The 23,222-nt window shown below is 32.5% G+C and carries 24 protein-coding genes; 9 read left to right on the forward strand and 15 right to left on the reverse strand.

Annotation, left to right across the window (positions count from 1 at the left end; translation table 11 throughout):
- Positions 1–17: 17 nt before the first annotated feature.
- The 7 genes from KHA98_RS07925 to KHA98_RS07955 all read right to left on the reverse strand — a co-directional run bounded on the left by KHA98_RS07925 (position 18) and on the right by KHA98_RS07955 (position 4,637).
- A complete protein-coding gene (locus KHA98_RS07925; protein WP_213257017.1) occupies positions 18–869 on the reverse strand; it encodes a substrate-binding domain-containing protein in 852 nt (283 codons plus the stop codon).
- Positions 870–917: 48 nt separating this feature from the next.
- Entirely contained in the window at positions 918–1,391 is a 474-nt protein-coding gene (locus KHA98_RS07930; RefSeq protein WP_213257018.1) for a DUF4265 domain-containing protein, read from the reverse strand.
- 2 nt (positions 1,392–1,393) lie between these two features.
- Positions 1,394–1,783 (reverse strand): VOC family protein, encoded by a 390-nt coding sequence (locus tag KHA98_RS07935; RefSeq protein ID WP_213257019.1) that lies wholly within the window; start codon positions 1,781–1,783, stop codon positions 1,394–1,396.
- 3 nt (positions 1,784–1,786) lie between these two features.
- A complete protein-coding gene (locus KHA98_RS07940; protein WP_213257020.1) occupies positions 1,787–2,227 on the reverse strand; it encodes a DinB family protein in 441 nt (146 codons plus the stop codon).
- Positions 2,228–2,263: 36 nt separating this feature from the next.
- Positions 2,264–3,133, reverse strand: coding sequence for a nucleoside phosphorylase (locus tag KHA98_RS07945; RefSeq protein WP_213257021.1), 870 nt, complete (start codon positions 3,131–3,133; stop codon positions 2,264–2,266).
- Between the two features lie 113 nt (positions 3,134–3,246).
- Positions 3,247–3,579, reverse strand: coding sequence for a translation initiation factor (locus KHA98_RS07950; RefSeq protein WP_193845677.1), 333 nt, complete (start codon positions 3,577–3,579; stop codon positions 3,247–3,249).
- A gap of 107 nt (positions 3,580–3,686) precedes the next feature.
- Positions 3,687–4,637, reverse strand: coding sequence for an isopenicillin N synthase family dioxygenase (locus KHA98_RS07955; protein WP_213257022.1), 951 nt, complete (start codon positions 4,635–4,637; stop codon positions 3,687–3,689).
- A 397-nt stretch (positions 4,638–5,034) separates the two neighbouring features.
- On the opposite strand from KHA98_RS07955, the gene KHA98_RS07960 reads away from it, so the two are divergent.
- Positions 5,035–7,011 carry an alpha-ketoacid dehydrogenase subunit alpha/beta gene (locus KHA98_RS07960; RefSeq protein WP_213257024.1) on the forward strand — a complete coding sequence of 659 codons (1,977 nt, stop codon included), beginning with the start codon at positions 5,035–5,037 and terminating at the stop codon, positions 7,009–7,011.
- 102 nt (positions 7,012–7,113) lie between these two features.
- On the opposite strand, the gene KHA98_RS07965 is transcribed toward KHA98_RS07960, so the two are convergent.
- From KHA98_RS07965 to KHA98_RS07980, 4 genes are all read right to left on the reverse strand, one after another.
- Positions 7,114–8,085: a quinone oxidoreductase family protein gene (locus KHA98_RS07965; protein ID WP_213257026.1), complete on the reverse strand. Its 972-nt coding sequence runs from the start codon at positions 8,083–8,085 to the stop codon at positions 7,114–7,116.
- Between the two features lie 81 nt (positions 8,086–8,166).
- Positions 8,167–8,739: a Crp/Fnr family transcriptional regulator gene (locus tag KHA98_RS07970; protein ID WP_213257028.1), complete on the reverse strand. Its 573-nt coding sequence runs from the start codon at positions 8,737–8,739 to the stop codon at positions 8,167–8,169.
- 16 nt (positions 8,740–8,755) lie between these two features.
- A complete protein-coding gene (locus KHA98_RS07975; protein ID WP_213257029.1) occupies positions 8,756–9,235 on the reverse strand; it encodes a hypothetical protein in 480 nt (159 codons plus the stop codon).
- Positions 9,236–9,248: 13 nt separating this feature from the next.
- Positions 9,249–9,650 carry a glyoxalase gene (locus KHA98_RS07980; protein WP_213257032.1) on the reverse strand — a complete coding sequence of 134 codons (402 nt, stop codon included), beginning with the start codon at positions 9,648–9,650 and terminating at the stop codon, positions 9,249–9,251.
- 69 nt (positions 9,651–9,719) lie between these two features.
- On the opposite strand from KHA98_RS07980, the gene KHA98_RS07985 reads away from it, so the two are divergent.
- A complete protein-coding gene (locus KHA98_RS07985) occupies positions 9,720–10,103 on the forward strand; it encodes an acyl-CoA thioesterase (RefSeq protein ID WP_213257034.1) in 384 nt (127 codons plus the stop codon).
- 16 nt (positions 10,104–10,119) lie between these two features.
- Positions 10,120–10,548: a hypothetical protein gene (locus KHA98_RS07990; protein WP_213257036.1), complete on the forward strand. Its 429-nt coding sequence runs from the start codon at positions 10,120–10,122 to the stop codon at positions 10,546–10,548.
- Positions 10,549–10,846: 298 nt separating this feature from the next.
- Here KHA98_RS07990 and KHA98_RS07995 read toward each other — a convergent pair whose 3' ends face one another.
- Positions 10,847–12,103, reverse strand: coding sequence for a mechanosensitive ion channel family protein (locus tag KHA98_RS07995; RefSeq protein WP_213257038.1), 1,257 nt, complete (start codon positions 12,101–12,103; stop codon positions 10,847–10,849).
- Positions 12,096–12,383: a DUF3817 domain-containing protein gene (locus KHA98_RS08000; protein WP_115845746.1), complete on the reverse strand. Its 288-nt coding sequence runs from the start codon at positions 12,381–12,383 to the stop codon at positions 12,096–12,098. Before KHA98_RS08000 ends, KHA98_RS07995 begins: the two co-directional genes overlap by 8 nt.
- Before the next feature lie 104 nt (positions 12,384–12,487).
- On the opposite strand from KHA98_RS08000, the gene KHA98_RS08005 reads away from it, so the two are divergent.
- The 4 genes from KHA98_RS08005 (at position 12,488) to KHA98_RS08020 (ending at position 17,532) form a co-directional block, all read left to right on the forward strand.
- Entirely contained in the window at positions 12,488–13,021 is a 534-nt protein-coding gene (locus KHA98_RS08005) for a DUF6155 family protein (RefSeq protein WP_213257039.1), read from the forward strand.
- Between the two features lie 109 nt (positions 13,022–13,130).
- A complete protein-coding gene (locus KHA98_RS08010; RefSeq protein WP_213257041.1) occupies positions 13,131–14,669 on the forward strand; it encodes a DEAD/DEAH box helicase in 1,539 nt (512 codons plus the stop codon).
- Between the two features lie 179 nt (positions 14,670–14,848).
- A complete protein-coding gene (locus tag KHA98_RS08015; RefSeq protein WP_213257043.1) occupies positions 14,849–16,183 on the forward strand; it encodes a DEAD/DEAH box helicase in 1,335 nt (444 codons plus the stop codon).
- A gap of 80 nt (positions 16,184–16,263) precedes the next feature.
- The gene (locus KHA98_RS08020; RefSeq protein ID WP_213257044.1) at positions 16,264–17,532 is read left to right on the forward strand and encodes an NAD(P)/FAD-dependent oxidoreductase; all 1,269 of its coding nucleotides are present in this window, start codon (positions 16,264–16,266) and stop codon (positions 17,530–17,532) included.
- Between the two features lie 149 nt (positions 17,533–17,681).
- Here the strand turns inward: KHA98_RS08020 and KHA98_RS08025 are convergent, their stop codons facing one another.
- The gene (locus KHA98_RS08025; RefSeq protein WP_213257045.1) at positions 17,682–18,911 is read right to left on the reverse strand and encodes a multidrug effflux MFS transporter; all 1,230 of its coding nucleotides are present in this window, start codon (positions 18,909–18,911) and stop codon (positions 17,682–17,684) included.
- Between the two features lie 295 nt (positions 18,912–19,206).
- Positions 19,207–19,602 (reverse strand): helix-turn-helix domain-containing protein, encoded by a 396-nt coding sequence (locus KHA98_RS08030; RefSeq protein ID WP_213257046.1) that lies wholly within the window; start codon positions 19,600–19,602, stop codon positions 19,207–19,209.
- 1,018 nt (positions 19,603–20,620) lie between these two features.
- Here KHA98_RS08030 and KHA98_RS08035 point away from each other — a divergent pair.
- Positions 20,621–22,540: a DUF294 nucleotidyltransferase-like domain-containing protein gene (locus KHA98_RS08035; protein ID WP_213257047.1), complete on the forward strand. Its 1,920-nt coding sequence runs from the start codon at positions 20,621–20,623 to the stop codon at positions 22,538–22,540.
- 2 nt (positions 22,541–22,542) lie between these two features.
- Positions 22,543–23,139: a 3'-5' exonuclease gene (locus KHA98_RS08040; protein WP_213257048.1), complete on the forward strand. Its 597-nt coding sequence runs from the start codon at positions 22,543–22,545 to the stop codon at positions 23,137–23,139.
- Positions 23,140–23,222 lie beyond the last annotated feature (83 nt).

Raw genomic sequence — 23,222 nt, forward strand, 5'->3', positions numbered from 1 at the left:
AGAATTAAAAGCAGTTTTTAAAGCGCTTTTACCGTTTCAACAAAAGTACTCTTTTTCTCAATAATTCCCAGATCAAATAATTGATTTTGAATTTTGATAAATGCTTTTTCTGTTAAGTTTTTCTGAGACCATTGGGTCAATTTTAGCCACTCCTGGATATCTTCAACCTTTTGATCAAAAAGACCTGCTAAGGTTTTATCTATTTCCGGAATGTCAGCAAAATCAACTGTTGTTTTGTTTATAATTTCAAGAACTTTCTCTACAATTTTAGGATTCTTTTTCAGGAATTCATCACGAACCGTAATTACAAAAGAGGGCCATGGCGTAGGGCAATCGCCAACACGTCTGAAAATTCCTTTATCTACAAGTGGTTTGGTCATAAAACGCTCCCACATAAAATAATCGGCTGTCCCGTTTGTTAGTGCTTCTACAGCTCCATTTATTGTATTAATAATTTCAAATTCAATAGTATCAGTTTCCCAACCTTGCTCATGTGCATTTACATAAGCCATTAACTGAGATCCAGAACCTAATCTTGAAATTGCAACCTTTTTATTCTCTAAATCTTTTACAGTTTGAAAATCTGATTTTGCAGCAACATGAATTCCCCAAATTAAAGGAGACTGCACATATATCTGAACAATTTTACTTGGATTACCTGCTACGATATCTTTTATAATTCCTTCTGTTAAGATTACAGCCATATCAGCTTCACCATCTCGCAACATCTGGCACATTTTTCCGGTACCTTCAGGAATATCTTTCCATTGCAAATCAATATTTTCGGCTTCAAATTCACCATTTTCAATGCATAATTGCCATGGCAAATTGAAGTGTTCAGGAACACCTACAATTTTTACAGTTTTCATTCTAGTATAGTTTAAGTTAAGTTTGGTCTGGGTAATGTATTACGCTGCTTAGTTCTTTAATAAATCCGTTCGGTGTTTATCAGACAGGCAAGGTTCAGCATACTCGATGATTTCCTCGGCTTCGTAATCATTCAAAACACTTCTTACAATTGAATAATCTAAATCGCGATTTACTTCAACAGCAATAAAATTACCATTCAATCCTTCAGATAAACAACTTATTGCTTTTAATTTTTCTCTGATGATCTCTATATCAAACCCTTTTTCTAAAATCAAAATCTGAATAATTGAATTGCCCGAATTTTCGATGGTTTCTTTATAAACAAAGCGTTCCTCTGCTTCATCAAATTCAGCATAAAATAAATCATCCGTAGCAATCAGTGGTCCGAAAAAAGGAATGTTATCCAATTTAAAAAGTCCTTTATCCAAATCTATAATTTCAGCCCACATGGTTTCTGAAACGTTATCTTCTAAATAGTTGCTATAGTACTTAAATAAGATTTTTTTGTGTGTCTCCTGCATTATTAAATTTCGCTTATTACAGCTTTTAGTGGTGATATTACAATACGATAACCATCCGGATCCTGAATCATTTTTCCGTTCTCATTCCAAAAAGGATTGATTGCAGTTATAGTTGAAATATTATGATGTATTAATTTGTCTATAAGCTCATTATAATCTGAAATTGTTTTTGGGTAAAGCACAATTACATCTTCTTCATCAAAGTTTAGTTTTGCTTTAGCATCAGATTGTGTAAATTCAAAATGCCAGTCTAAACCTGATTTTCCAATAAAAAGTCCGTCATAATTATTATGATTCTGAAAACCGCCCAATTGCTCAAAACCCAGCACATCGACGTAAAAATTTTCAATTGCCTCCAAGTTATTGGTATGTCGTGCCACCCTTAAAAACATAATCTAAGATTTTATCTGATTAATATGATGTTCTAAATGCTCTACATAATCTGTCATCAGAAACTTCAAATCAATAACAGATGCATCGCTTAAAACAATTTTATAATCTAAAGCTTCTTTATCAACAGATTTCATGAGCCTGATAATTTGCTTATTCAAAACAAACCATAATTGTGTCAATTCATCAATATCCATTATTTGATACTGATTTAAATTTACTAAATCTAATTGACTATAGGGTCTGTGTTTATAAGGCTTTTCTACATAGTTAATCTCTGTAAAACGCACCAGATTATGAATAGCAGAATCCGTTAAATGCCCTAGAATTTCTTTTTTAGACCATTTCCCGGGTTTTCTTTCTTCTAATTTATCTGTACTAATTGTTGGAAAATAAAGTACACTTTCGTTCAGTAATTTTTCAAATTTAAGAATAGCGTTTTGCATGAATTGCCTAATTTTTAAATGAACAAATTCTCTTAATTAATTCCCTGCCAGTTTATTCAATGTATAACTAATCAGTTCATCAACTGCTTTATATGGATCTTCACTAAAAGTTCCTGAAGCGCGATTTGCAATAATAGCATTTAAAGATAAGGCATTATGTCCTAACAGAGAAGAAAGTCCGTAAATTGCTGCAGTCTCCATTTCTAAATTAGTTATTCTGGTACCGTCAAAATCAAAATTATCCATTTTATTGTTTAATTCTGCATCCTGAATATCTAAACGTAAAACACGTCCTTGTGGTCCGTAAAAACCTCCGGCAGTTGCTGTAATTCCTTTAAAAATGCGATCAGATTCTATAATTTTTTCTAATTTTTCTGAGCATGTAATAGCGTAAGGTTTTCCTTTGCGAATATCCCAATTAGTATGCTGAACAAAAGCATCCTCAATAGCATGATTTGAAACTTCATCTATTAAATAGGAGCGAAGCATATTGTCTAGTCCAAGTCCAAATTTTGACATTACAAAACTATCTACCGGAATATCAGCCTGCAAAGAACCTGAGGTTCCAATTCTGATGATGTTTAAAGAAGTTAGATTTTCTTTTGGCTGACGTGTAGTTAAATCAATATTTACCAAAGCATCCAGCTCATTAACCACAATATCAATATTATCAGGACCAATTCCTGTTGACATTACGCTGATTCTTTTGCCTTTGTAAATTCCCGTTTGGGTTTTAAATTCTCTTTTTTGAGTTGAAAATTCTATTGAATCAAAAAACTGAGTGATTTTTTCTACTCTGTTTTGATCTCCAACAAATATTATATCGTGTGCAATATGTTCAGGACGAAGATTTAAGTGATAAACACTCCCGTCCGGATTAAGTATTAATTCTGATGCTTGTATCATTTTTTTTTTAAGGTTCTGAGGTTCTGAGATGCTAATTTTTTTAAATTCCAATTTTTTAAATTCCAAATTCCAAATTAAACAATCTAAAATCTAAAATCAGAAATCTAAAATTATTACCCTCCAACTCGTTTAGTTTTAAATCCTTTTTCTTTTAGGATAGCCATAATTTTGTCGCGATAATCACCTTGTATAATGATTGAATCGTCTTTAAAAGTACCGCCAACACTAAGTTTTGTTTTAATTTCTTTGGCCAGAATTTTAAAATCTTCATCAGATCCTTCGTAGCCTTCTATTATTGTAGTTGCTTTTCCTTTGCGTTTTTCAAATTTACAGATCATTGGCTCTTTCTGAACATACAAAACATGTTCCTGCTCCTGAACTTCTTCTGGCTCATTTGATTCTACGTGATCCGGAAATAAATTTTTTAATTGATCTTTAAAATCCATAAATTTTTATTCTAGAAATAAATTCCAATCATTTGGTCTTAAAAATTAAATTCCAAATTCCAGTGAGATTTGGAATTTGGAATTTTAATATTGAAATTTATTTAGTTTTATTTTTTAATTAAACCTAAATCTACTAAACGTTCGTATAAGTAGTCACCCGCTGTAATATCCTCAAATTTCTTAGGATTTTCGGCATCAATACAGTTTTCTAAACAATCCAGGCGCATGTCGCTTACAGGATGCATAAAAAACGGGATAGAATAACGTGAAGTTCCCCATAATTCTCTTGGCGGGTTTACTACCTGGTGAATTGTCGATTTTAATTTATTATTGGTATGTCTTGACAACATATCACCAACATTAATCACCAATTCATCATCTGCTGCAATAGCATCAATCCATTCGCCATCGTGGTTTTGAACCTGAAGTCCTTTTCCTTGCGCACCCATTAAAAGTGTAATCAAGTTGATATCACCGTGAGCTGCTGCGCGAATTGCGTTTTCCGGCTCAGTAGTAATTGGCGGGTAATGGATTGGTCTTAAAATTGAGTTTCCGTCTTTTGCATAATTATCAAAATAAAACTCATCTAAACCTAAATGTAAAGCTAAAGCTCTCAACACATAAACTCCCGTTTTTTCAAGCATTTGGTAAGCATCTTTACCAACAACATTAAAACGAGGCAATTCTTTTACATCAACATTTTCTGGATATTCTGATGCATATTTAGAATCTGCATCAACATATTGACCAAAATGCCAGAATTCTTTCAAATCTCCCTCTTTGCGTCCTTTAGCATGCTCTTTTCCAAAAGATACATAACCTCTTTGTCCGCCAATACCAGGAATTTCATAATTATGCTTAGTTTCTATTGGCAAGGCGAAAAACTTTCTAATTTCACCATAAAGTTCGTCTACCAACTGATCATCTAAAAAGTGACCTTTTAGGGCTACGAAGCCAATGTTTTCAAATGCACTGCCGATTTCATTTACAAATTTTTGTTTACGTTTCGGGTCGTCCGAAAGGAAATCACGTAAGTCTACACTAGGAATGTTTTGCATACTTTACATTTTTTATTTTAAGATAAAAGGCCATTTAAGACCTTTCGATAACAAAGGTAGAATTTTTTATATTTGAATTATAAAAGTTGTTATAAAAATACTTTATATTACTTAATTTAATGATTTCTTTACAAGCCTTTTCCTAACTGAAACAACCAGAACATAAGTTATTTCATTTTAAACCTGAATGTTTTTTACATTCAAATCTGTTTAATTTTATTTAAAAACAAGAAAAATCTTATATATTTGCGCGAAATTATAAAATTTTAAAAGCATTTTTATCGCTCTGTTTTTCTAATTTATTGAATTAAAAATCTAAAATAATGTTTAAATTTTTATAACATTTAATGTTAAAATTGTTATAATCATTATATTTGAAATAATAAAAACGACCTGAATGATCTTCTACAGACAAAACTTAACCGATTCGCAATTATTAGACTTATATAAAAAAATCCTGAAACCTCGAATGATCGAAGAAAAGATGCTAATTCTTATTCGTCAGGGTAAAGTATCAAAATGGTTTTCAGGAATAGGGCAGGAAGCAATTTCAGTTGGAATCACAGCCGCTCTGAATGAATTTGAATATATATTGCCAATGCACCGCAATCTGGGCGTATTTACTACCCGAAGTATTCCATTGCACAGGCTTTTTTCGCAATGGCAGGGAAAAGAAAGTGGTTTTACTAAAGGAAGAGACCGCAGTTTTCATTTTGGAACTCAAAAATATAATATTATTGGAATGATTTCTCATTTAGGCCCTCAGTTAGGAATTGCTGACGGAATTGCCCTTGCCAATAATCTTAAAAAAAACAATAAAGTTACCGCTGTATTTACCGGAGAAGGAGCTACAAGTGAAGGCGATTTTCATGAGGCACTAAATATTGCTGCAGTCTGGAAACTGCCGGTTATGTTTGTAATTGAAAACAATGGCTACGGATTATCAACTCCTACAAATGAGCAGTATTTCTGTGAAAATTTAGCCGATAAAGGAATTGGATACGGCATTGAAAGCTGGATTATTGACGGAAATAATATTGTGGAGGTTTTTAATAAAATCACCGAACTAAAAGCCGACATGCAGAGAAATCCAAGACCAGTTTTACTTGAATTTAAAACATTTAGAATGCGGGGTCATGAAGAAGCCAGCGGCACAAAATATGTTCCTGAGGAATTACAAAAATTATGGGCCACTAAAGATCCTGTAGATAATTTTAGAATGTTTCTTTTGAATGAAGGCGTGCTTAAGGAAGAAAATGATGCTGAAATAAGAGAACAAATTAAACAGGAAATTGAAGATAATTTATTACTCTCCAATGCAGAACCGGAAATAGTTCCAACTTATAGCGGAGAATTAGATGATGTTTACCAACCTTTTAATTACGAAGAAATTAAAAGTGAAGGTCAATCTGAAAACATTCGCTTTATTGATGCCATAAGCAGTAGTTTAAAACAATCTATGGAGCGACATGAAAATCTTGTTATTATGGGACAAGATATTGCAGAGTATGGCGGGGCATTTAAGATCACAGAAGGTTTTGTTGATTTATTTGGAAAAGATCGCGTTCGCAATACACCAATTTGCGAAAGTGCCGTTGTTTCGGCCGCAATGGGTTTATCTATTAATGGTTACAAAGCCATTGTAGAAATGCAATTTGCTGATTTTGTTTCTACAGGTTTTAACCCGATTGTAAACTTATTGGCAAAATCACACTATCGCTGGGGAGAAAATGCCGATGTAGTGGTACGCATGCCTTGCGGCGGCGGAACTCAGGCAGGACCGTTTCACTCACAAACAAACGAAGCGTGGTTTACCAAAACTCCCGGGTTAAAAGTTGTTTATCCTGCTTTTCCTTATGATGCAAAAGGTTTACTAAATACTGCAATTAACGACCCGAATCCGGTATTATATTTTGAACATAAATTATTATACAGAAGTATTTATCAGGATGTCCCGACAGATTATTACACGATTCCGTTTGGAAAAGCAGCTTTGATAAAAGAAGGAAGTGCAGTTACTATTATTGCTTTTGGAGCTGCAGTTCATTGGGCTTTAGAAACTTTAGCCAAAAATCCTGAAATAGAAGCCGATTTAATCGATTTAAGAACTTTACAACCTTTGGATACCGAAACTATTTTTGCATCAGTCAAAAAGACCGGAAAAGCAATAATATATCAGGAAGACACTCTGTTTGGCGGAATTGCAAGTGATATTTCGGCTTTAATTATGGAAAATTGTTTTGAATATCTGGATGCTCCGGTAAAAAGAGTAGCCAGTTTAGATACTCCAATTCCGTTTACAAAAGCATTAGAAGATCAATTTTTAGCTAAAAGCAGATTTGAAGAGGTTCTTTTTGAGGTGCTGAGATACTAAGGTACTAAGGTTCTGAGGTTCTAAGGCACTGAGATGCTAAGTTTCATGCTTTAAAACCTTAGTAACTTAGTCCCTTAGCGCCTTAGAACCTTAGTCCCTTTCTTAAATCACAACCACCAATCTTTTTCCATCGGAAACTTCTTTGTTCCACATTTCTTCAATGTCGACCAAAGGAACTTCTTCAATATTAACTTTCAGTTTGTTTTGAGCAGCGAGAAGGAACATTTCCGGAAGTATTTCTGAGAACAATACTTTTACCTCTTGTTTTGACCAGCTTCCTAATCCCGAACCGGATAATTGAAGATCTACGCTTCTCAAAATTCCTGCTGAGAGCTGAATGGAGTCGCCCGCCATTCCTCCGATATTTACATAACGAACTTTATGGGTAAAAGAACCATTTCCTTTTAAAGCGGTAAGAATCAATTCTGCTGAATGTCCCCATAAATAATCCAAAATGATATCAATAGGAGTTTCCATGTGAATTTCTTTTAGCTTTTCAATAATGGTTTCGTCATCTTGTTTAAGAGAAATAATTTCATCAGCGCCTAATTCTAAAAGGCTTTCAAGTTTTTTTACGTTTCTTCCGGTAACAATTATTCGTTTTGCTCCATAATGTTTCGCAATCTGAATTGCCATTTGACCTGTAAAACCAGTTGCTCCGTTTATAAGAACCGTTTCTCCAGTTTTAATATTTGCTCTAAACTTAAGCGCCATAGCCGAACCTGCCACTGCATTGGGTAATGAAGCTGCCACGGCATTACTAATTCCGTCAGGTAACGGAACAAGTATATTTTTATCGATAATTGCTTTTTCTGCAATTGTGCCATTAATTCCGCGGGCATAAACCCTGGTTCCGTCTTCTAATAAACCAACAGCATCACTGCCCACTACAAAACCATTCTTATCATCATTTTTAGACGAATAATGTTTTCCGCTGGCTTTTCCTTTATCAAGATTAGTAATGGCAACTGCTTTTACCGAAAGTAAAATTTGATTTTCGTTTTGTACAATTGGCTCTACAAATTCTGCATATTTTGGCATTTCGCCTTTTTTATAAACTACTGCTGCTTTCATAATTATTTAATTTTATGAGGCAAAATTAGATGGGATAGTACCGGCAGACGATAACATTTGTTATCAAATATAATTTGGCTGTTATTTGTGTACCATTTTACTTTTTAATCGACTTAAATGAACCGTTGTTACACCAAGATAAGAAGCAATATAATGTTGTGGGACACGTTGAACGATTTGAGGTCTTTCTTCAATTAAATTAAGATAACGTCGCGTAGGAGAGTCTTTTATAAAAGAAACAAAATACTTCATATAATCAAAAGTGCGTTGAAAAAGCATATCAATTAATCGTTCACGAAGTTCTGGAATCTCCTTTATTTCTTCGAGAATTTTATCCAGATTATCTTTGTGAATCCACCATAAAATAGAAGGTTCAATGGTTTCTATAGTCGCCTGGCTCGGAAGCTTTTTCATAAAACTTTCGATAGAAGCAACACTTTGATTTTCGAAAAAGAATTGCGTCGTCAGATCTTTTCCATTGTTATTAAACCAAACCCTGACACAGCCTTTTTCGATGAGAAACAGCTTCTTTGAAATTTCGCCTTCTTCTAAAAGAATTGTTCTTGCCGATACCTCAATCCGATTGAAGTAATTGATATATTCATTCCACTTTTCGTCGGTTAAAGGGAATTTAGTGCGGAATTGATGAAACATTGCTTACAATAAAGTATTAAACAGAATTAGAATTATATCCAGTTCTAGTCGCCAAAATGTGTATTATTACCAGATTTAAAAACTCTTCATATTCAGAATCGAAATCTATATAGAATTTTTGAGTAGTCGTCCAGAATTTCCCTTCTACATCAGCAATTTTACTTTTTTCAAGAAAATAAGAAGATTTTAAATTAAATGAAAACAGATTTTCACTTGTCTTTCTTATTTTTTTATTACCATCAAATAATATATTTGTTTTAGTAATTTCGGTTACATCTTTTATTAAGCCTTTATTTTGAAATAAAATCTTAAACTTAGCAGAACCAAATGGTGTTTCAGAAATTTGGAGTTCTAAGACAAGTTGATCATTTGAATCAAAAATCCTGACTAAATTCTTTCGTAGCCAATTAAATTTAATTGTAGAATAAAATAACAACTGATCATTTTTATAAGCATATAGACTTTGCTTTTTGTCTTCTATAATTTTTATCTCCATTTAAACCCTACTTCTAATTCGATTCTACTTCAAACAATTGCACCTGACTTTTCAATCGGTCGATTAATAAATTCATCATACGTTTGTTTAAACTTGAGGAGTTTTGAATATACGTATCGTATTCTTCAATGGTAAAAAGCGCCATAACAATTCCTTTTAAAGAATTTCTGAACTTAATATCTTTCTGAATGGAATTTTCGATCGTCTGAAGCTTTTTCTCGACGGTGTACGAATAGAAATCGGCTTTGTTTTTATTGACGTAGTTGATAAAAACGGCTATAAATAAATCATTCTGCAATTTCAGAATTGGTCTAATCGTCTGATTTTGAAACAACTCATCTGCTGAAGATTGCGCACTTACGGTTCCTAAAGTTTCGCCTCTGAATTCTCTTAAAAAAGTGTCTCTATCTGCCATGTTTTTTCTTTAAATTTAGAAAAAATTATAATACAAAAAGTCTATTTTTGATTCAATAAAAATATATTTATGAGATTTCATACCAGAAAGTGGGTTAAACCCGAAGATTTAAATCCGAACGGAACTTTATTTGGCGGAAAGTTATTAGCCTGGATTGACGAAGAATTGGCTTTGTACACCATTATTCAACTTCAAAATCCTAAAGTTGTAACCAAACATATGTCTGAAATCAATTTTAGAAGCTCTGCCAGACAAGGTGATATTGTCGAAATTGGAATTGATGTTGTAAAATTCGGAAACACTTCTGTAATTTTAAAATGTGCGGTTCGAAACATGATGACTCGCGATCTTATCATTACAATCGACGAAACAACGATGGTAAATCTGGATGAAAATGGCAAGCCAAAAGCGCATGGCAAAACACAAATTGAATTTGTAAAAGACCGTATCTAACTCTCCGTGAATCAAAATGACTAAAAATTTATTTCTAATTTTTCCGCTGTTTGTATTATTGTTTTCCTGTAATTCTAAGGAAAACAAGGATATTTACAAACATGCTATTTACCGTGCCGTACATCAAGCTGACACGGCTATTCTTGATATCAAAATAAATGATAAGCGATTTTATGGCCGTTATGAAATACTGTATCATAAAACAGGCAAAGATTCCGGCGATGTAAGAGGCGATCTTAGAGGAGATACATTAAGAGGTGATTTTCATTTTATTTCCAACGGAGGAAGCTGGAAACGTATTCCTATAGCTTTGCTAAAAAAAGAAAACAAATTATATATGGGAAAAGGGGTAATAGGAATTTATTTTAATCTTCCTTGTTTTATGCCTGGAATCCCGATTGAATATGAAAACTCTGCTTTTGTTTTTGAAAAGATTGAAGAGTAGGAAGATTTTGTTTCAAGTTTCAAGTTTCAAGTTTCAAGTTTCAAGTTTCAAGTTTCAAGTTTCAAGTTTAAGCAAACCCGACAGGTTTTAAAAACCTGTCGGGTTTAATGTTTTGAAGTTTCAAGTTTAAATTATCTGCGTATATTTTTTAACGCAAAGTGCGCAAAGTTTTTTTTATACAAAGCTTAAGGCAAATGCAAAAGTTCGCAAAGCTTTGTTTAAAAACTTTGCGAACTTTGCGTAAATCTTAGCGTTCTTTGCGTTTAAGTCCAAAACTTGAAACTTGAAACAAAAAAAATTATTCGATTCTCCCTATAGTTGATGGCAATTCGAATATTTCAAGATCAAAATATTCTACGGAAGCCATTACGTGATCGAAAATATCGGCCATAATATATTCGTAGTTTGCCCAGCGTTTATCGCTTGAAAAAGCATAAATCTCTAACGGAACTCCGTGTGCGGTCGATTGTAATTGACGACACATAATATGCATGTCTTTATTCAGTCCCGGATGCGTTAGTAAATATTGCATGATATATTTTCTGAACAAACCTAAATTGGTCATATTCCGACCGTTTAATGCCAGGGTTTTGTCTACACTTCGCAAATCATTGTATTTCTCAATTTCAGCCTGTCTGCTTTCGATATAAGAAGAGATCAGCTGTACTTTTTTCATCTGATTCAAATCTTCATTAGTCAAAAAGCGAATTGTACTGCTTTTAATCAAAACATGCCTTTTAATACGACGTCCGGCTGATTTCTGCATTCCGCGCCAGTTCTGAAAAGAATCTGAACTTAAGGCATAAGTTGGGATTGTGGTAATCGTGTTATCAAAATTTCGGACTTTTACAGTCGTCAGGTTTATTTCGATTACATCACCATCGGCACCAAATTTATCCATGGTAATCCAGTCTCCAATACGAACCATATCGTTAATGGCAACCTGAACACTCGACACAAATCCTAAGATTGTATCCCTGAAAATCAAGATAATAATAGCCGAAAGTGTTCCTAAAATGGTTAGCAATTCGCCTTTCTTTATTCCGAATAAAGTCGAAATAATCATGGCAACTCCAAAAATCCAGAGCACAATCATAATAACCTGAACAAAACTGTCGATTGGTTTATCGCTGTATTCCGGCTTTTGTTTTAAATAATCGCGTAAAGCATTAAAAATTGTTCGGATAATCCATAAACTGATCAAAACAATATAAATACCAACGATTTTCGCAAAAAGTATTTGCCAGTAATCATACTTATCCAAAATAATAGGAACCGCTTTATAAATAAAGAAAAACGGAATTAAATAGGCTGTGTACTTTGTGGTTTTATTATGTATTAAATAATCGTCAAATTTTGTTTTGGTTTTTTGCGCAAAAATTGCGGTCAAAGTAACCAAAACAAATTTGGCAATATAATAAATGGCATAAGCCATAGCCACCATAATGACTATATTAAAAACAAGACTGATATAAGACGCAAAGTTGCGGCTCATTCCCCAATCTCTAAAAATCGGATATAAAAAGTTAAATATTTTATCCAAAAGCTTATGCATTATTTTCTAAATACTTTTTCTCTATATAAAAAGTTCCAAAAGGAATAAGAGAAGCAATAAGGATAATTCCAAACGTTTTTAAATCCCAGTTTTGAGATTTTTTTAATAAAAACGCAAGAATAATATAACCAATAAATAAAACCCCATGTGTCATTCCTAAAGGACGTAATAAGGTATGGTAAAGTTCAGGATTATTAGTTTTGATAATAAGCATGTTAGCAAATAATACTAAATAAGAGATTCCTTCTAAAATGGCAGTAACTTTAAAAATCTTGAGCATATAGATGTATTTTTGAATTTAAAGTGGCAAAATTAAGTATTATGGTTGGTTTTTGAGTTATGTGTCAGGAAAGTAATTTACTTTTGTAATCTTAAACTTTGATAATGAGCAAACGCGATTTAAAAAAATATTTAGCCGATTTAACCAAAGAACAACTCGAGGAACAACTTATTGAATTGTACGAAAAATTCAGCCCGGTAAAAGTCTATTACGATTTTGTTTTTAACCCGAAAGAAGACAAACTTTTGCAGGAATCGAAGGTTAAAATTTCGCACGAATACTTTCCTATCAAAAAACCGGGTGCAAAATGGCGTCCGAAAGCAAAAATGCGTCGCTCCGTAGCCCAGAAAATGATCAAACATTTTATTTCTTTAGGAGTTGACTCATTTGTAATTGCAGATCTTATGCTTTACAATATTGAAATTGCACAAACATACTCTTCGCAAAATTTTATAAAGCAGGAATTATTCTACAAAAGTATATTGAATTCTTTTGAGCAAGCGGTGACTTTTTCGATTTCAAACGGAATCTTAAATGAATTTAAATCAAGAATTCAGTCCATTTATGAAGAGACTTTGCAACAAAAATGGAAAAATAGATACGAATTTGAGGCAATTTTAGACAAAATAGACCTCTAAAAGCACTTCCCATAAAAAATCTTAGTTTAAAAAAAACATTTATTTTAGGTTAAAATAAGATGAATAACTGTTTTTTCGGTGTATTTTTGCAAAAATCCAAAAATAAACAATGTCTCAAAACACTTTAGAAATAGAAAGAGAAGAGAAAAAAGAACTTTATGCATACCAAAAAGGCGATATTGATGCCATTTTTGATCGTTTAGACAATGCTCCTCAAAAACATCATTTATTGTATCAATTGCCAACAGGTGGTGGGAAAACAGTAATTTTCTCAGAAATTGTACGTCGTTATTTATCTAATAACGATAAAAAAGTGGTTGTCCTGACACACCGTATAGAGCTTTGTAAGCAAACTTCAAAAATGCTGAAAGGGTTTGGTGTAAGCAATAAAATAATCAATAGTAAAGTAAAAGAATTACCGGATCAAAATGATTTTTCTTGTTTTGTGGCCATGGTTGAGACTTTAAAAAACCGTATTAATGATGAAAAACTGCATCTGGATAATATTGGTTTGGTTATTATTGATGAGGCGCATTACAATTCATTCAGAAAATTATTAAACTCATTTAAAAATGCTTTTATTCTTGGAGTAACTGCAACACCATTGAGTTCGAATATAAAATTACCAATGCACCAAAGTTATGATGAGCTTATTGTTGGAGACACAATTAGTTCATTGATAGACAAAGGGTTCCTTGCAAGAGCAACAACGTATAGTTATGATGTTGGTTTGACTTCATTAAAAGTAGGTATCAACGGAGATTATACCGTAAAATCTTCAGATGATTTGTATACCAATACTTTGATGCAGGAAAAACTTTTGCATGCTTATACAGAACGTTCTGTTGGTAAAAAGACCTTGATTTTTAATAATGGTATCCACACTTCTTTATATGTATATGAAACATTTAGAGAAGCAGGTTACGACATTAGACACCTTGATAATACAAGTAGTTCAGAAGAACGTAAAGATATATTGCAGTGGTTTAAGAAAACTCCGGATGCTATTTTGACTTCGGTTGGAATTTTAACTACAGGTTTTGATGAGCCAACAGTAGAAACTATCATTCTAAACAGAGCAACAAAATCGTTAACTTTATACTACCAGATGATTGGTCGTGGATCTCGTAAATTACCTGGAAAAGATGAATTTACGGTTATCGATTTAGGAAACAATGCTGCTCGTTTTGGTTTATGGAGTGAGCCTGTAAACTGGCAACACATTTTTAAATCTCCAGAATTCTATCTTGAAAATTTAAGAGACGATACAGAGATCGAAATGTTCTTTAAATATACTATGCCTCCGGAATTAAGAGCTAAATTCAGTAAAACTGCTGATGTTACTTTTGATGTGGATGAAGAGCATAAACTGGCTATTAAGCAAAATTTACGTTCAAAAATAGTATTGGATAAATCTTTAGAACAACATGCAGCAATGTGTGTTGATAATACTGAAACACTTCAGGAAGCAAAAGCTTTATCAAGAGAACTGGAAGATGATATCGAGTGCAGAATTAAACGTTATGCAAAATGTTTAAGTCAATGTAGTAAAAACTATCGCGAATGGCTTCTTGACGATTACAAGCAAAGACTAACTTTATTGGTTGGTAAAAAGTATCGTGAAAAAATCATGAACGAACCGGATTGAGAATAAAGGTTTAAAAAAGTTTCAGGTTTCAAGTTTCATGTTGTCACACTGGGCTGAGTTAAAATATTGCATGATCTTTGTCAAAGTTTCAAACTTTGACAAAGATTTTTAGTTTCAGTTTGTTTAATAACAATCTGAAACAAATCTAAAATCTAAAATCAGTAATCTAAAATTAAGTTATGTCTAAACAATTCTCAACATTAGGAATTTCAGCACCAATTTTAAAAGCTTTAGGCGAATTAAATATTGTTGAAGCAACAGAAATTCAAGAAAAAACAATTCCGTTGCTTTTATCTGAAAACCTGGATGTTGTTGGTTTAGCCAAAACAGGAACAGGAAAAACTGCCGCTTTCGGATTACCTTTATTACAATTAATTGATACTGAATCGCCAGTGGTTCAGGCCGTAATCTTAGTTCCGACACGTGAACTTGGGCATCAGATTTTTAGAAATTTAGAAGATTTTTCAAAATATATTCCAAATATATCCATCGCAGCAACTTGTGGAGGAATCCCGATTAAACCTCAAATCGAGCGTTTAAGCACTCCAACTCATATTATTGTTGCTACTCCTGGGCGTTTAATCGATTTGATACAGAGAAAAGCAGTTGATCTTAAACAAACACAATATTTAGTTTTAGACGAAGCCGATGAAATGGTTTCAATTCTAAAGGAAAGTCTGGACGAGATTGTTGCAGAACTTCCCAAAAAACACCGTACTTTATTATTCTCTGCAACTTTACCGGGAACAATTAAACAATTGGTGCAGAATTATTTGAACAAAAATGTAGTTCAAATAAGTGCTAGCATGGAAACTACAGGAAATCAAGGAATTGATCACAAATATATTGTGGTAGATCCAATTGAAAAACTGGATGTTTTGATGCACTTTTTAAATTCAAGAGATGGTGAACGCGGAATTATTTTCTGTAAAACTAAAGCTGCAGTAAATAAATTAGCCAAAAATCTGGCTATAAATCGTTTTTCTTCGGGAGCAATTCACGGAAGTTTAACGCAGGGAATTCGTGACCGTATTATGGAACAATTTCGTGAAGGACATATCAATATTCTGGTTGCTACCGATTTGGCTGCAAGAGGAATCGATGTAAAAGAAATCTCGTATGTTGTAAATTACCATTTACCGGATACTTACGAAAATTACGTTCATAGAAGCGGTAGAACTGCAAGAGCAGGAGCAAAAGGTTTATCTTTAACTGTTTTACAGGAAGAAGAAGTTGTCGAAATTCCAGATTTTGAAAAAGAATTGGGTATTAAATTCACCAAATTCGAAAAACCATCTGCTTTGAGTTTAGAGGAAAATAATACGCTTTTATGGGCAAAACAAATCTTCAAGACAAAACCAAATCACGATATTTCGACAGATTTAAAAACCAAAGTTAAAACTGTTTTTCATCATCTTACCAAAGACGAACTTATTGAAAAATTATTAGCCAATTATGTCCTTCAAAACAAAATCGATGTAGTTGAAAAACCTGTTAAAAAATTCAAAAAGTAACAAAACTGACAATTGTCATTGCACATTAAAGTTGTATATTTATAAGGAATTATTCTATAATCCTACTAATTACAACATATATGAACATAGTCATAATAGGAGGAGGCTTTGCGGGAATTAATCTCGCAAAGGAACTTGTAAACCATCCTCAGATACAGGTAACGCTTGTAGACAAAAACAATTATAACTTTTTTCCTCCACTTATATATCAGGTTGCGACCGCATTTTTAGAGCCTTCAAGTATTAGTTATCCTTTTAGAAAATTTTTCGCAGGCAAAAAAAATCTTCAATTTCGTTTAGGGGAATTAGTCTCTGTCGTTCCTGCCGAAAATAAAGTTATACTGAACAATGGAGAATTAACCTACGATTATCTGGTATTTGCAACCGGTGCAGAAACCAGCTATTTTGGTATGGAAAACGTAATGAAGAACGCCATCCCGATGAAAACCTTAAATGATGCCATCGAAATGCGTAATGCCTTACTTAAAAATCTCGAAAAAGCTGCAATTTGCAAAGATATGCGCAAACGTCGCAAATTACTTACAATTGTAGTAGCAGGAGGGGGGCCGACAGGAGTAGAGGTTTCAGGAATGTTTGCCGAAATGCGAAAAAGTATTTTACTTAAGGAATATCCGGAATTAGATACTTCTGTAAGTAATGTTTATTTGGTTGATGGCGGCGACGCATTGTTATCTCCAATGAGTAAAGCTTCTCAAAAAGATACACTTGAAGCTTTAACAAAATTGGGCGTTGTAGTAAAATTAAATAGTCGTGTAAAAGATTATGTTGATGATACTGTGTTTTTTGAAAACGGAGAAACAATCAAAACCAAAAACTTAATTTGGGCTGCGGGTGTTTCTGCAAAGATTTTTGATGGAATTCCAACAGAAAGTTATGGACGCGGCAGACGTATGGCTACAAATGAGTTTAACAAAGTAAACGGATTAGAAAATGTATATGCCATTGGTGATACTGCAATTTTAGCGGGAGATAAAAATTTTCCGGACGGACATCCACAAGTGGCGCAAGTAGCCATTCAGCAAGGAATAAATCTAGCCAAAAACTTTATGAAAATGGTTGCCGACAAACCTTTGAAACCTTTTGCTTATAATGATAAAGGATCTATGGCAATTATCGGAAAAGCAAAAGCAGTTGTAGATTTACCAAGTCCGAAATGGCATTTTAAAGGCTTTTTTGCCTGGGTAATCTGGTTGTTTATTCACCTGATTTCTTTAATAACATACAGAAATAGACTCAATACGTTCTGGAACTGGATGGTCGCTTATTTTGCAAGAGATCAGTCTCTTCGTATGATTATCAGACCTGACAAAAGACAATCTGCAGAATAGAATGTTTTAAATTCCAAATTTTTAAAATTCCAAATTCCAATAAAAAAGCCAGAAATCTTGATTTCTGGCTTTTTGCTTATAAGAGTATCCCAATTTTGGAATTTGGAATTTAAAAATTGGGATTTCAAAAAAATTTGGAATTTAAAACATTAATGAACTACAACAATATCATCTTCAGCACCCAGTTCAACTTTATGTTTGATAAAACGCTTTCCGATATTTAGAATTATAAAGGCCGTTATTGTAGTGGTTGTCATGATAGCAACCATTGGTGCAACAGAATCTTTTACAAAAATTCCGACTGCAAATGAAGCTAAAGCTCCTAAACCTAATTGTATTGCGCCCATTAAAGCCGAAGCACTTCCTGTATTTTTTGCAAATGGCGCCAAAGTTAGTCCTGCTGTATTTGGATTTGAAATTCCTAAACACGCTAAAAACAAAAATAGCATTGCGATAATTTCATATAATCCCAGAAGATTGTTTACCGACAAAATAAGGAAAACTATACTGATAACAGATTGCGCAATTAAGGCTCCAAATATCATTTGTTCGCTTGAAAATCTTTTCAATAAAACCGAATTTAATTGACTTGAACCAATAAAACTAACCGACATGAAGGCAAAAATCCAACCATACGTTTTACCATCAACATGATAAATATCCATAAAGATTATAGGAGAGGCCGCCACGTATGAAAATAAGCCCGAAAATGCAATAGCGCCCGTAAAGGCATACGTATAAAACTGAGGCTCTTTTATTACCTTTGAAAAATTACTTATAATTGGTTTTGGCTTTAAAGAAATGGATGGATCTGGTTTATAAGTATCTGGCAAACCAACTTGCGAAGCAATAAGAATTAAAATTCCCATGCACATTAAAATAAAGAAAACCCAATTCCAGCCATAATCTTCTGTAACGTAACCTCCAATTGTTGGCGCTAACATTGGTGACAGTGCCACAACAAGCATTAAGGATGAAAATACTTTTGGTATATCTTTTACAGGAAACAAATCACGTACCATAGCTACAGAAGCTACAGTTGCAGCACAACTTCCTATGGCTTGTACAAAACGCAGAAAGATAAAAGAGTCAATATTACTAACATAAATACAGCCTAAAGAGGCCAAAATATAGACTAAAAGCCCCATAAATAAAGGTTTTTTACGTCCAAAACGATCTAATAAAGGCCCGTAAAGTAATTGTCCGGCTGATATTCCGATAAAATAACTCGACAAACTCATCGAGACTTTAGCCACAGTTGTGTTCAGATCTTTTGCAATATCTGAAAAACCAGGCAAATACATATCGATTGAAAAAGGACCAAGCGCCGTTAGAGAACCTAGAATAAGAATAAGCTGTAAATATTTTTTTGTAGTCATTTTGTTAAAAAAAGTGCAATAATTTCTTTACAAAGGTAGAGTTTTCATAACTTTTAGTTGTTCTTAAATGGTATTTATGGTAAATTTTGAATTTACAGACGTATAAAATCTGTAAAACCGATTTATTATTCTAAAATTTTAAAAAATTACGAAAAAGTACTTCTTATTATTAGCAATTCTATTATTGTAATTTCATTTGGATCAACTATTATACTTCAAAGCTTGAAATTTCCAACTATACGGAACTAAAAAAGCATCACAAACTTGTGATGCTTTTTCGTTTTAATATATTTTTTTACTTTCCCTGAATCAACTTTTCCAATTTATCAATCATTTCTTTTTGTTGTTCCAACATACGTTCATAAAGCTCCACCATTTTATCAAGAGGGTTGAAAGTAGGCTGGTTATTAAAAAAAGCTGGCTGTTGACAATTATCAAAAGAAGCATTATTAGAAATGATATTTATAGCTTGTTCTTCATCAAAATTCTTGATAGCTTCCGCAGGTACTTTCAGAATTTTAGCAACCTGTTCTAAAATATTATTTTCTATCAATTCTTTCGATTCCAAAAGAGAGATTTTTTTTTGATTCCAGTCATCGCCTAATTCATAAGCAAGAACTTCCTGCTTAATACCTAACATTTCACGGAAACGTTTTATATTTCGACCTTGGTGTATTTTTTTATCTTCCATGTTGGTATATCTCTTAAATGTCAAATATAGGATTTTTACTTAAAATAATTAAAGCGATATTGACAAATATGATTTCTATTTTTTAAAATATACATCACGTATAATTTCAGTATTATCGATTTATTTCTAATTCTAAAAAAATATAAATCTGAGCCTTGGTGAAAATTCGATATTTCAGAAAAAATAAAATAAATTCTCAAATACGCGAAATTTGAAACTGTACAGATTGTCGATCATTTTTTAATTTTAAAAAAAGTATAAATCAAAGCCTTCGTGAAAATTCAATATTTCAGAAAAAATAAAATAATTTCTGAAATACGCGAAATTTGAAACCGTACAGATTGTCGATCATTTTTAATTTTAAAAACCCAATAACTATGAATATGTTTATAAATCCGTTATTTGAGAAAAATTAGAATAAACTCTCAAATATGAAAAATTTGAAGAACACAGATATCTATAAGCACACATAAATGCGATATTCGAAAATAAACAAATTGATTTTTGAAATGAGAGAATTTTGTATCGATAATAGTAACAAATTTGAAAGAGAATGAAAGAGTTTTTCAAATACGAGAATTATGACGAAAGATGATTCAATGATAAGATGTTCATACAATGGCAAATAAGCCGAATAATACGGCTGCCTCATCTATTTCTGTATATATACTTTTGAACTATAATTTATATTATGTAAAATAGAATATTTTCAAACTCTACTTGACCTTTATTTGAATGCCTGAAAAACATTTAATCTTATAACGCTAAAATTATCATTCACTCTACTTTTAACACATTGTAAATGAATACTGTAAGAAATTCTAAATAATAAAATCTCAACAGAATAAACATTACAACGATATTTAAGAATTTAAACGTAAAAAAAACATTTTAAAGCTTTCAAATCGGCAATTTTTAACATTTACTTAAATTAACTATATTCTGCTAAAGATGCTGTCATTGTAAGACTTTATTTTATTATTTTTACATTTGATACTTTAGAAAAATCAACAAACGTATGAATACTATTGCTGAGCATATTGCAGACTTTTTAAAAGAATATCCGCCATTTGATAATTTAACTTTTCAGGAATTATCTGATATTGCAACCAATATTCGCGTACTAAATTTAGAGAAACACACTGTATTATTTCAGAATAATGATGTGCTTCATGATAGCTTTTATGTTGTAGCTTCCGGTATAATCAATTTAACCACAATTGCAGATGCCGAAGAAACAATTATTAATAAATGTCATGAGGGTGATATTTTTGGTTTAAGACCTTTCTTTGCCAAAAATAACTATATGATGACGGCTAAAGCTCGTGAAGAAAGCATTATATACGCTATTCCTATTGCAGTTTTTAGACCTTTTGTGGCCAATAATTCTGATGTTTTAAACTTTTTACTGGAGAGTTTTGCAACAAATTCAAGACATACAAAAGACAGCGTTAACTCTAATGGAAAAATGATTTCTGATACTTCTTTTTATGTAGATCAGCAATCGGAAATGCAATATATTCAGTCGCTTACGTACAATAATTCTCCCTTAACAACCGAAGCAAATCATATTGTTAAAGATGTTGCCATCTTAATGACTGAGGCTATGGTGGACAATATTATTGTTTGTGGTGAAAAAAACAGACCTATTGGAATTGTTACTGCTACCGATCTTGCATCAAAAATTGCAACCGGTCGTTACCCAATTACCGAATCTATTGATAAAATTATGTCGTCGCCTGTTGTGACCGTAATTGAGAATGTATCTTTGGCCGAAGCACAATTGCTGATGCTAAAACACAATGTAACTCATTTATGTGTAACTAAAGACGGTACAAGTAAATCTGCTGTAAAAGGTATAATTTCTGAACACGATTTAATTGTAGCTCAAGCCAGTAACCCTGGTGTATTAATTAAAGAGATTAAACGCTCGCAGTTACCAAAAGACTTAAAACAAATTCGTGATCGATTGTCTGATTTGATTCAGAATTCGATTCAGAAAAATATTCCGATTTCGCATGTTAGTAATATTGCAAGTGAAATTAACCTGGCAATCATAAAACGTTCTGTAGAATTGTCAATTTTAGATTTAGGCTCACCTCCTGCTCGTTTTGCATGGTTAAGCATTGGAAGTCAAGGACGTAAGGAACAACTTTTACTTACAGATCAGGATAGTATTTTGATTTTTGAAGATGTTGCTCCGGAGAAATACAGAGAAGTAAAAGATTACTTTTTAAGATTGGCAAAAAGAGCCACTTCTATACTTGAAAAAGTTGGTTACGAATTCTGTCCAAACGGACATATGGGAAGTAATATGCTGTGGTGTAAATCATTGACTGACTGGACAAAACAATACAACAGTTGGATGAATACTCCAGGTGAAAACAGTAATGATTTAAGTAGTATTTTCTTTGATTATGAAATTGTTTTTGGAGAACCAAAAATTGAAGAAGTGATCGAAAATGTTATTTTCAAGAATGCCGTAAACAATACTTTATTCTTTGACTTTTTAGGAAATGATGCTTTAAAGAAGAATTCTCCTTTAAGCTTTTTCAAGAAATTTATTGTTGAAGAAGAAGGTCCGCATAAAACTAAATTTGACATTAAAACCCGTGCTTTAATGCCTTTAATTGATGCTGCACGTTTATTAATTTTGAATGCTAATATTAAAGGAATCAAGAATACTTATTTAAGATTTAAACAATTAGCTATTACAGATTCTAAAAATGCCGAAATATACCTGAGTTGTGCGGAAGCCTTTTTAACGCTTTCAAAATTCAGAACTGTTGAAGGCTTGAAAAATGATGATTCAGGACAATATATTAATATTAGAGAAATGTCTAAAACAGACAAAGAAAAGTTAAAAAATGCTTTAACCCCAATGAAAGACCTTGAGGAACTTATTAAGAGTAAATTTCAACTTACGCAATTCTCATAAATATGCTAGACTGGATTAAAAATATTAATAAAGAATATCCTGAATTTTGGAAGGATTATCTATCTAAATTCGAAACTAAACCTAACAGATTTGTTGTATTATCAACAGAGACTTCAGGGTTAAATCCGGATAAAGATGTCATTTTATCATTAGGCGCATTTTCAGTTGTCGATGACAGCATTATGATTAAGGATAATTTTGAATCTGTTTTACTGCAATACAAATTTTTGCAGGACAACGGACTTTCTAATGAATTTATCATAGAAAGTAAAATGGTCAAAATGCAGGAGTCTGAAGCTCTGGAAGCTTTTATCAATTTTATTGGAAATTCTATTTTGGTTGGCCATCATATTAATTTCGATATTGAAATGATCAATTCTGCATTAGAACGTTTAGATTGTGGCCGATTAAAAAATGAAGCTCTGGATGTTGATATGATGTACCGAAAACTTACCGATATTAATGACAAGCAATTTTCATTGGACGATTTATGCGAAATTTATAAAATCCCAAAAAGCGACAGAAATTCATCCGCAGAAGATGCTTATAGAATTTCGCTTTTGTTTTTAAAATTAAAATCGAGATTGGGTATTAAATAATTATAGAATATTTACAAAGTTTAAACTTTTAGAAAATGCCAAATACACGCAATCTTGTCATTTCGAGGAACGAGAAATCTTCG

Origin of the sequence: Flavobacterium branchiicola, from assembly GCF_018383905.1 — a bacterium.
GTDB lineage: Bacteria > Bacteroidota > Bacteroidia > Flavobacteriales > Flavobacteriaceae > Flavobacterium > Flavobacterium branchiicola.

What these genes read in the sequence shown, in the direction of transcription:
- KHA98_RS07925 (WP_213257017.1), bottom strand. Translation starts at nt 869, where the DNA reads ATGAAAACTGTAAAAATTGTAGGTGTTCCTGAACACTTCAATTTGCCA.
- KHA98_RS07930 (WP_213257018.1), bottom strand. Translation starts at nt 1,391, where the DNA reads ATGCAGGAGACACACAAAAAAATCTTATTTAAGTACTATAGCAACTAT.
- KHA98_RS07935 (WP_213257019.1), bottom strand. Translation starts at nt 1,783, where the DNA reads ATGTTTTTAAGGGTGGCACGACATACCAATAACTTGGAGGCAATTGAA.
- KHA98_RS07940 (WP_213257020.1), bottom strand. Translation starts at nt 2,227, where the DNA reads ATGCAAAACGCTATTCTTAAATTTGAAAAATTACTGAACGAAAGTGTA.
- KHA98_RS07945 (WP_213257021.1), bottom strand. Translation starts at nt 3,133, where the DNA reads ATGATACAAGCATCAGAATTAATACTTAATCCGGACGGGAGTGTTTAT.
- KHA98_RS07950 (WP_193845677.1), bottom strand. Translation starts at nt 3,579, where the DNA reads ATGGATTTTAAAGATCAATTAAAAAATTTATTTCCGGATCACGTAGAA.
- KHA98_RS07955 (WP_213257022.1), bottom strand. Translation starts at nt 4,637, where the DNA reads ATGCAAAACATTCCTAGTGTAGACTTACGTGATTTCCTTTCGGACGAC.
- KHA98_RS07960 (WP_213257024.1), top strand. Translation starts at nt 5,035, where the DNA reads ATGATCTTCTACAGACAAAACTTAACCGATTCGCAATTATTAGACTTA.
- KHA98_RS07965 (WP_213257026.1), bottom strand. Translation starts at nt 8,085, where the DNA reads ATGAAAGCAGCAGTAGTTTATAAAAAAGGCGAAATGCCAAAATATGCA.
- KHA98_RS07970 (WP_213257028.1), bottom strand. Translation starts at nt 8,739, where the DNA reads ATGTTTCATCAATTCCGCACTAAATTCCCTTTAACCGACGAAAAGTGG.
- KHA98_RS07975 (WP_213257029.1), bottom strand. Translation starts at nt 9,235, where the DNA reads ATGGAGATAAAAATTATAGAAGACAAAAAGCAAAGTCTATATGCTTAT.
- KHA98_RS07980 (WP_213257032.1), bottom strand. Translation starts at nt 9,650, where the DNA reads ATGGCAGATAGAGACACTTTTTTAAGAGAATTCAGAGGCGAAACTTTA.
- KHA98_RS07985 (WP_213257034.1), top strand. Translation starts at nt 9,720, where the DNA reads ATGAGATTTCATACCAGAAAGTGGGTTAAACCCGAAGATTTAAATCCG.
- KHA98_RS07990 (WP_213257036.1), top strand. Translation starts at nt 10,120, where the DNA reads ATGACTAAAAATTTATTTCTAATTTTTCCGCTGTTTGTATTATTGTTT.
- KHA98_RS07995 (WP_213257038.1), bottom strand. Translation starts at nt 12,103, where the DNA reads ATGCATAAGCTTTTGGATAAAATATTTAACTTTTTATATCCGATTTTT.
- KHA98_RS08000 (WP_115845746.1), bottom strand. Translation starts at nt 12,383, where the DNA reads ATGCTCAAGATTTTTAAAGTTACTGCCATTTTAGAAGGAATCTCTTAT.
- KHA98_RS08005 (WP_213257039.1), top strand. Translation starts at nt 12,488, where the DNA reads ATGAGCAAACGCGATTTAAAAAAATATTTAGCCGATTTAACCAAAGAA.
- KHA98_RS08010 (WP_213257041.1), top strand. Translation starts at nt 13,131, where the DNA reads ATGTCTCAAAACACTTTAGAAATAGAAAGAGAAGAGAAAAAAGAACTT.
- KHA98_RS08015 (WP_213257043.1), top strand. Translation starts at nt 14,849, where the DNA reads ATGTCTAAACAATTCTCAACATTAGGAATTTCAGCACCAATTTTAAAA.
- KHA98_RS08020 (WP_213257044.1), top strand. Translation starts at nt 16,264, where the DNA reads ATGAACATAGTCATAATAGGAGGAGGCTTTGCGGGAATTAATCTCGCA.
- KHA98_RS08025 (WP_213257045.1), bottom strand. Translation starts at nt 18,911, where the DNA reads ATGACTACAAAAAAATATTTACAGCTTATTCTTATTCTAGGTTCTCTA.
- KHA98_RS08030 (WP_213257046.1), bottom strand. Translation starts at nt 19,602, where the DNA reads ATGGAAGATAAAAAAATACACCAAGGTCGAAATATAAAACGTTTCCGT.
- KHA98_RS08035 (WP_213257047.1), top strand. Translation starts at nt 20,621, where the DNA reads ATGAATACTATTGCTGAGCATATTGCAGACTTTTTAAAAGAATATCCG.
- KHA98_RS08040 (WP_213257048.1), top strand. Translation starts at nt 22,543, where the DNA reads ATGCTAGACTGGATTAAAAATATTAATAAAGAATATCCTGAATTTTGG.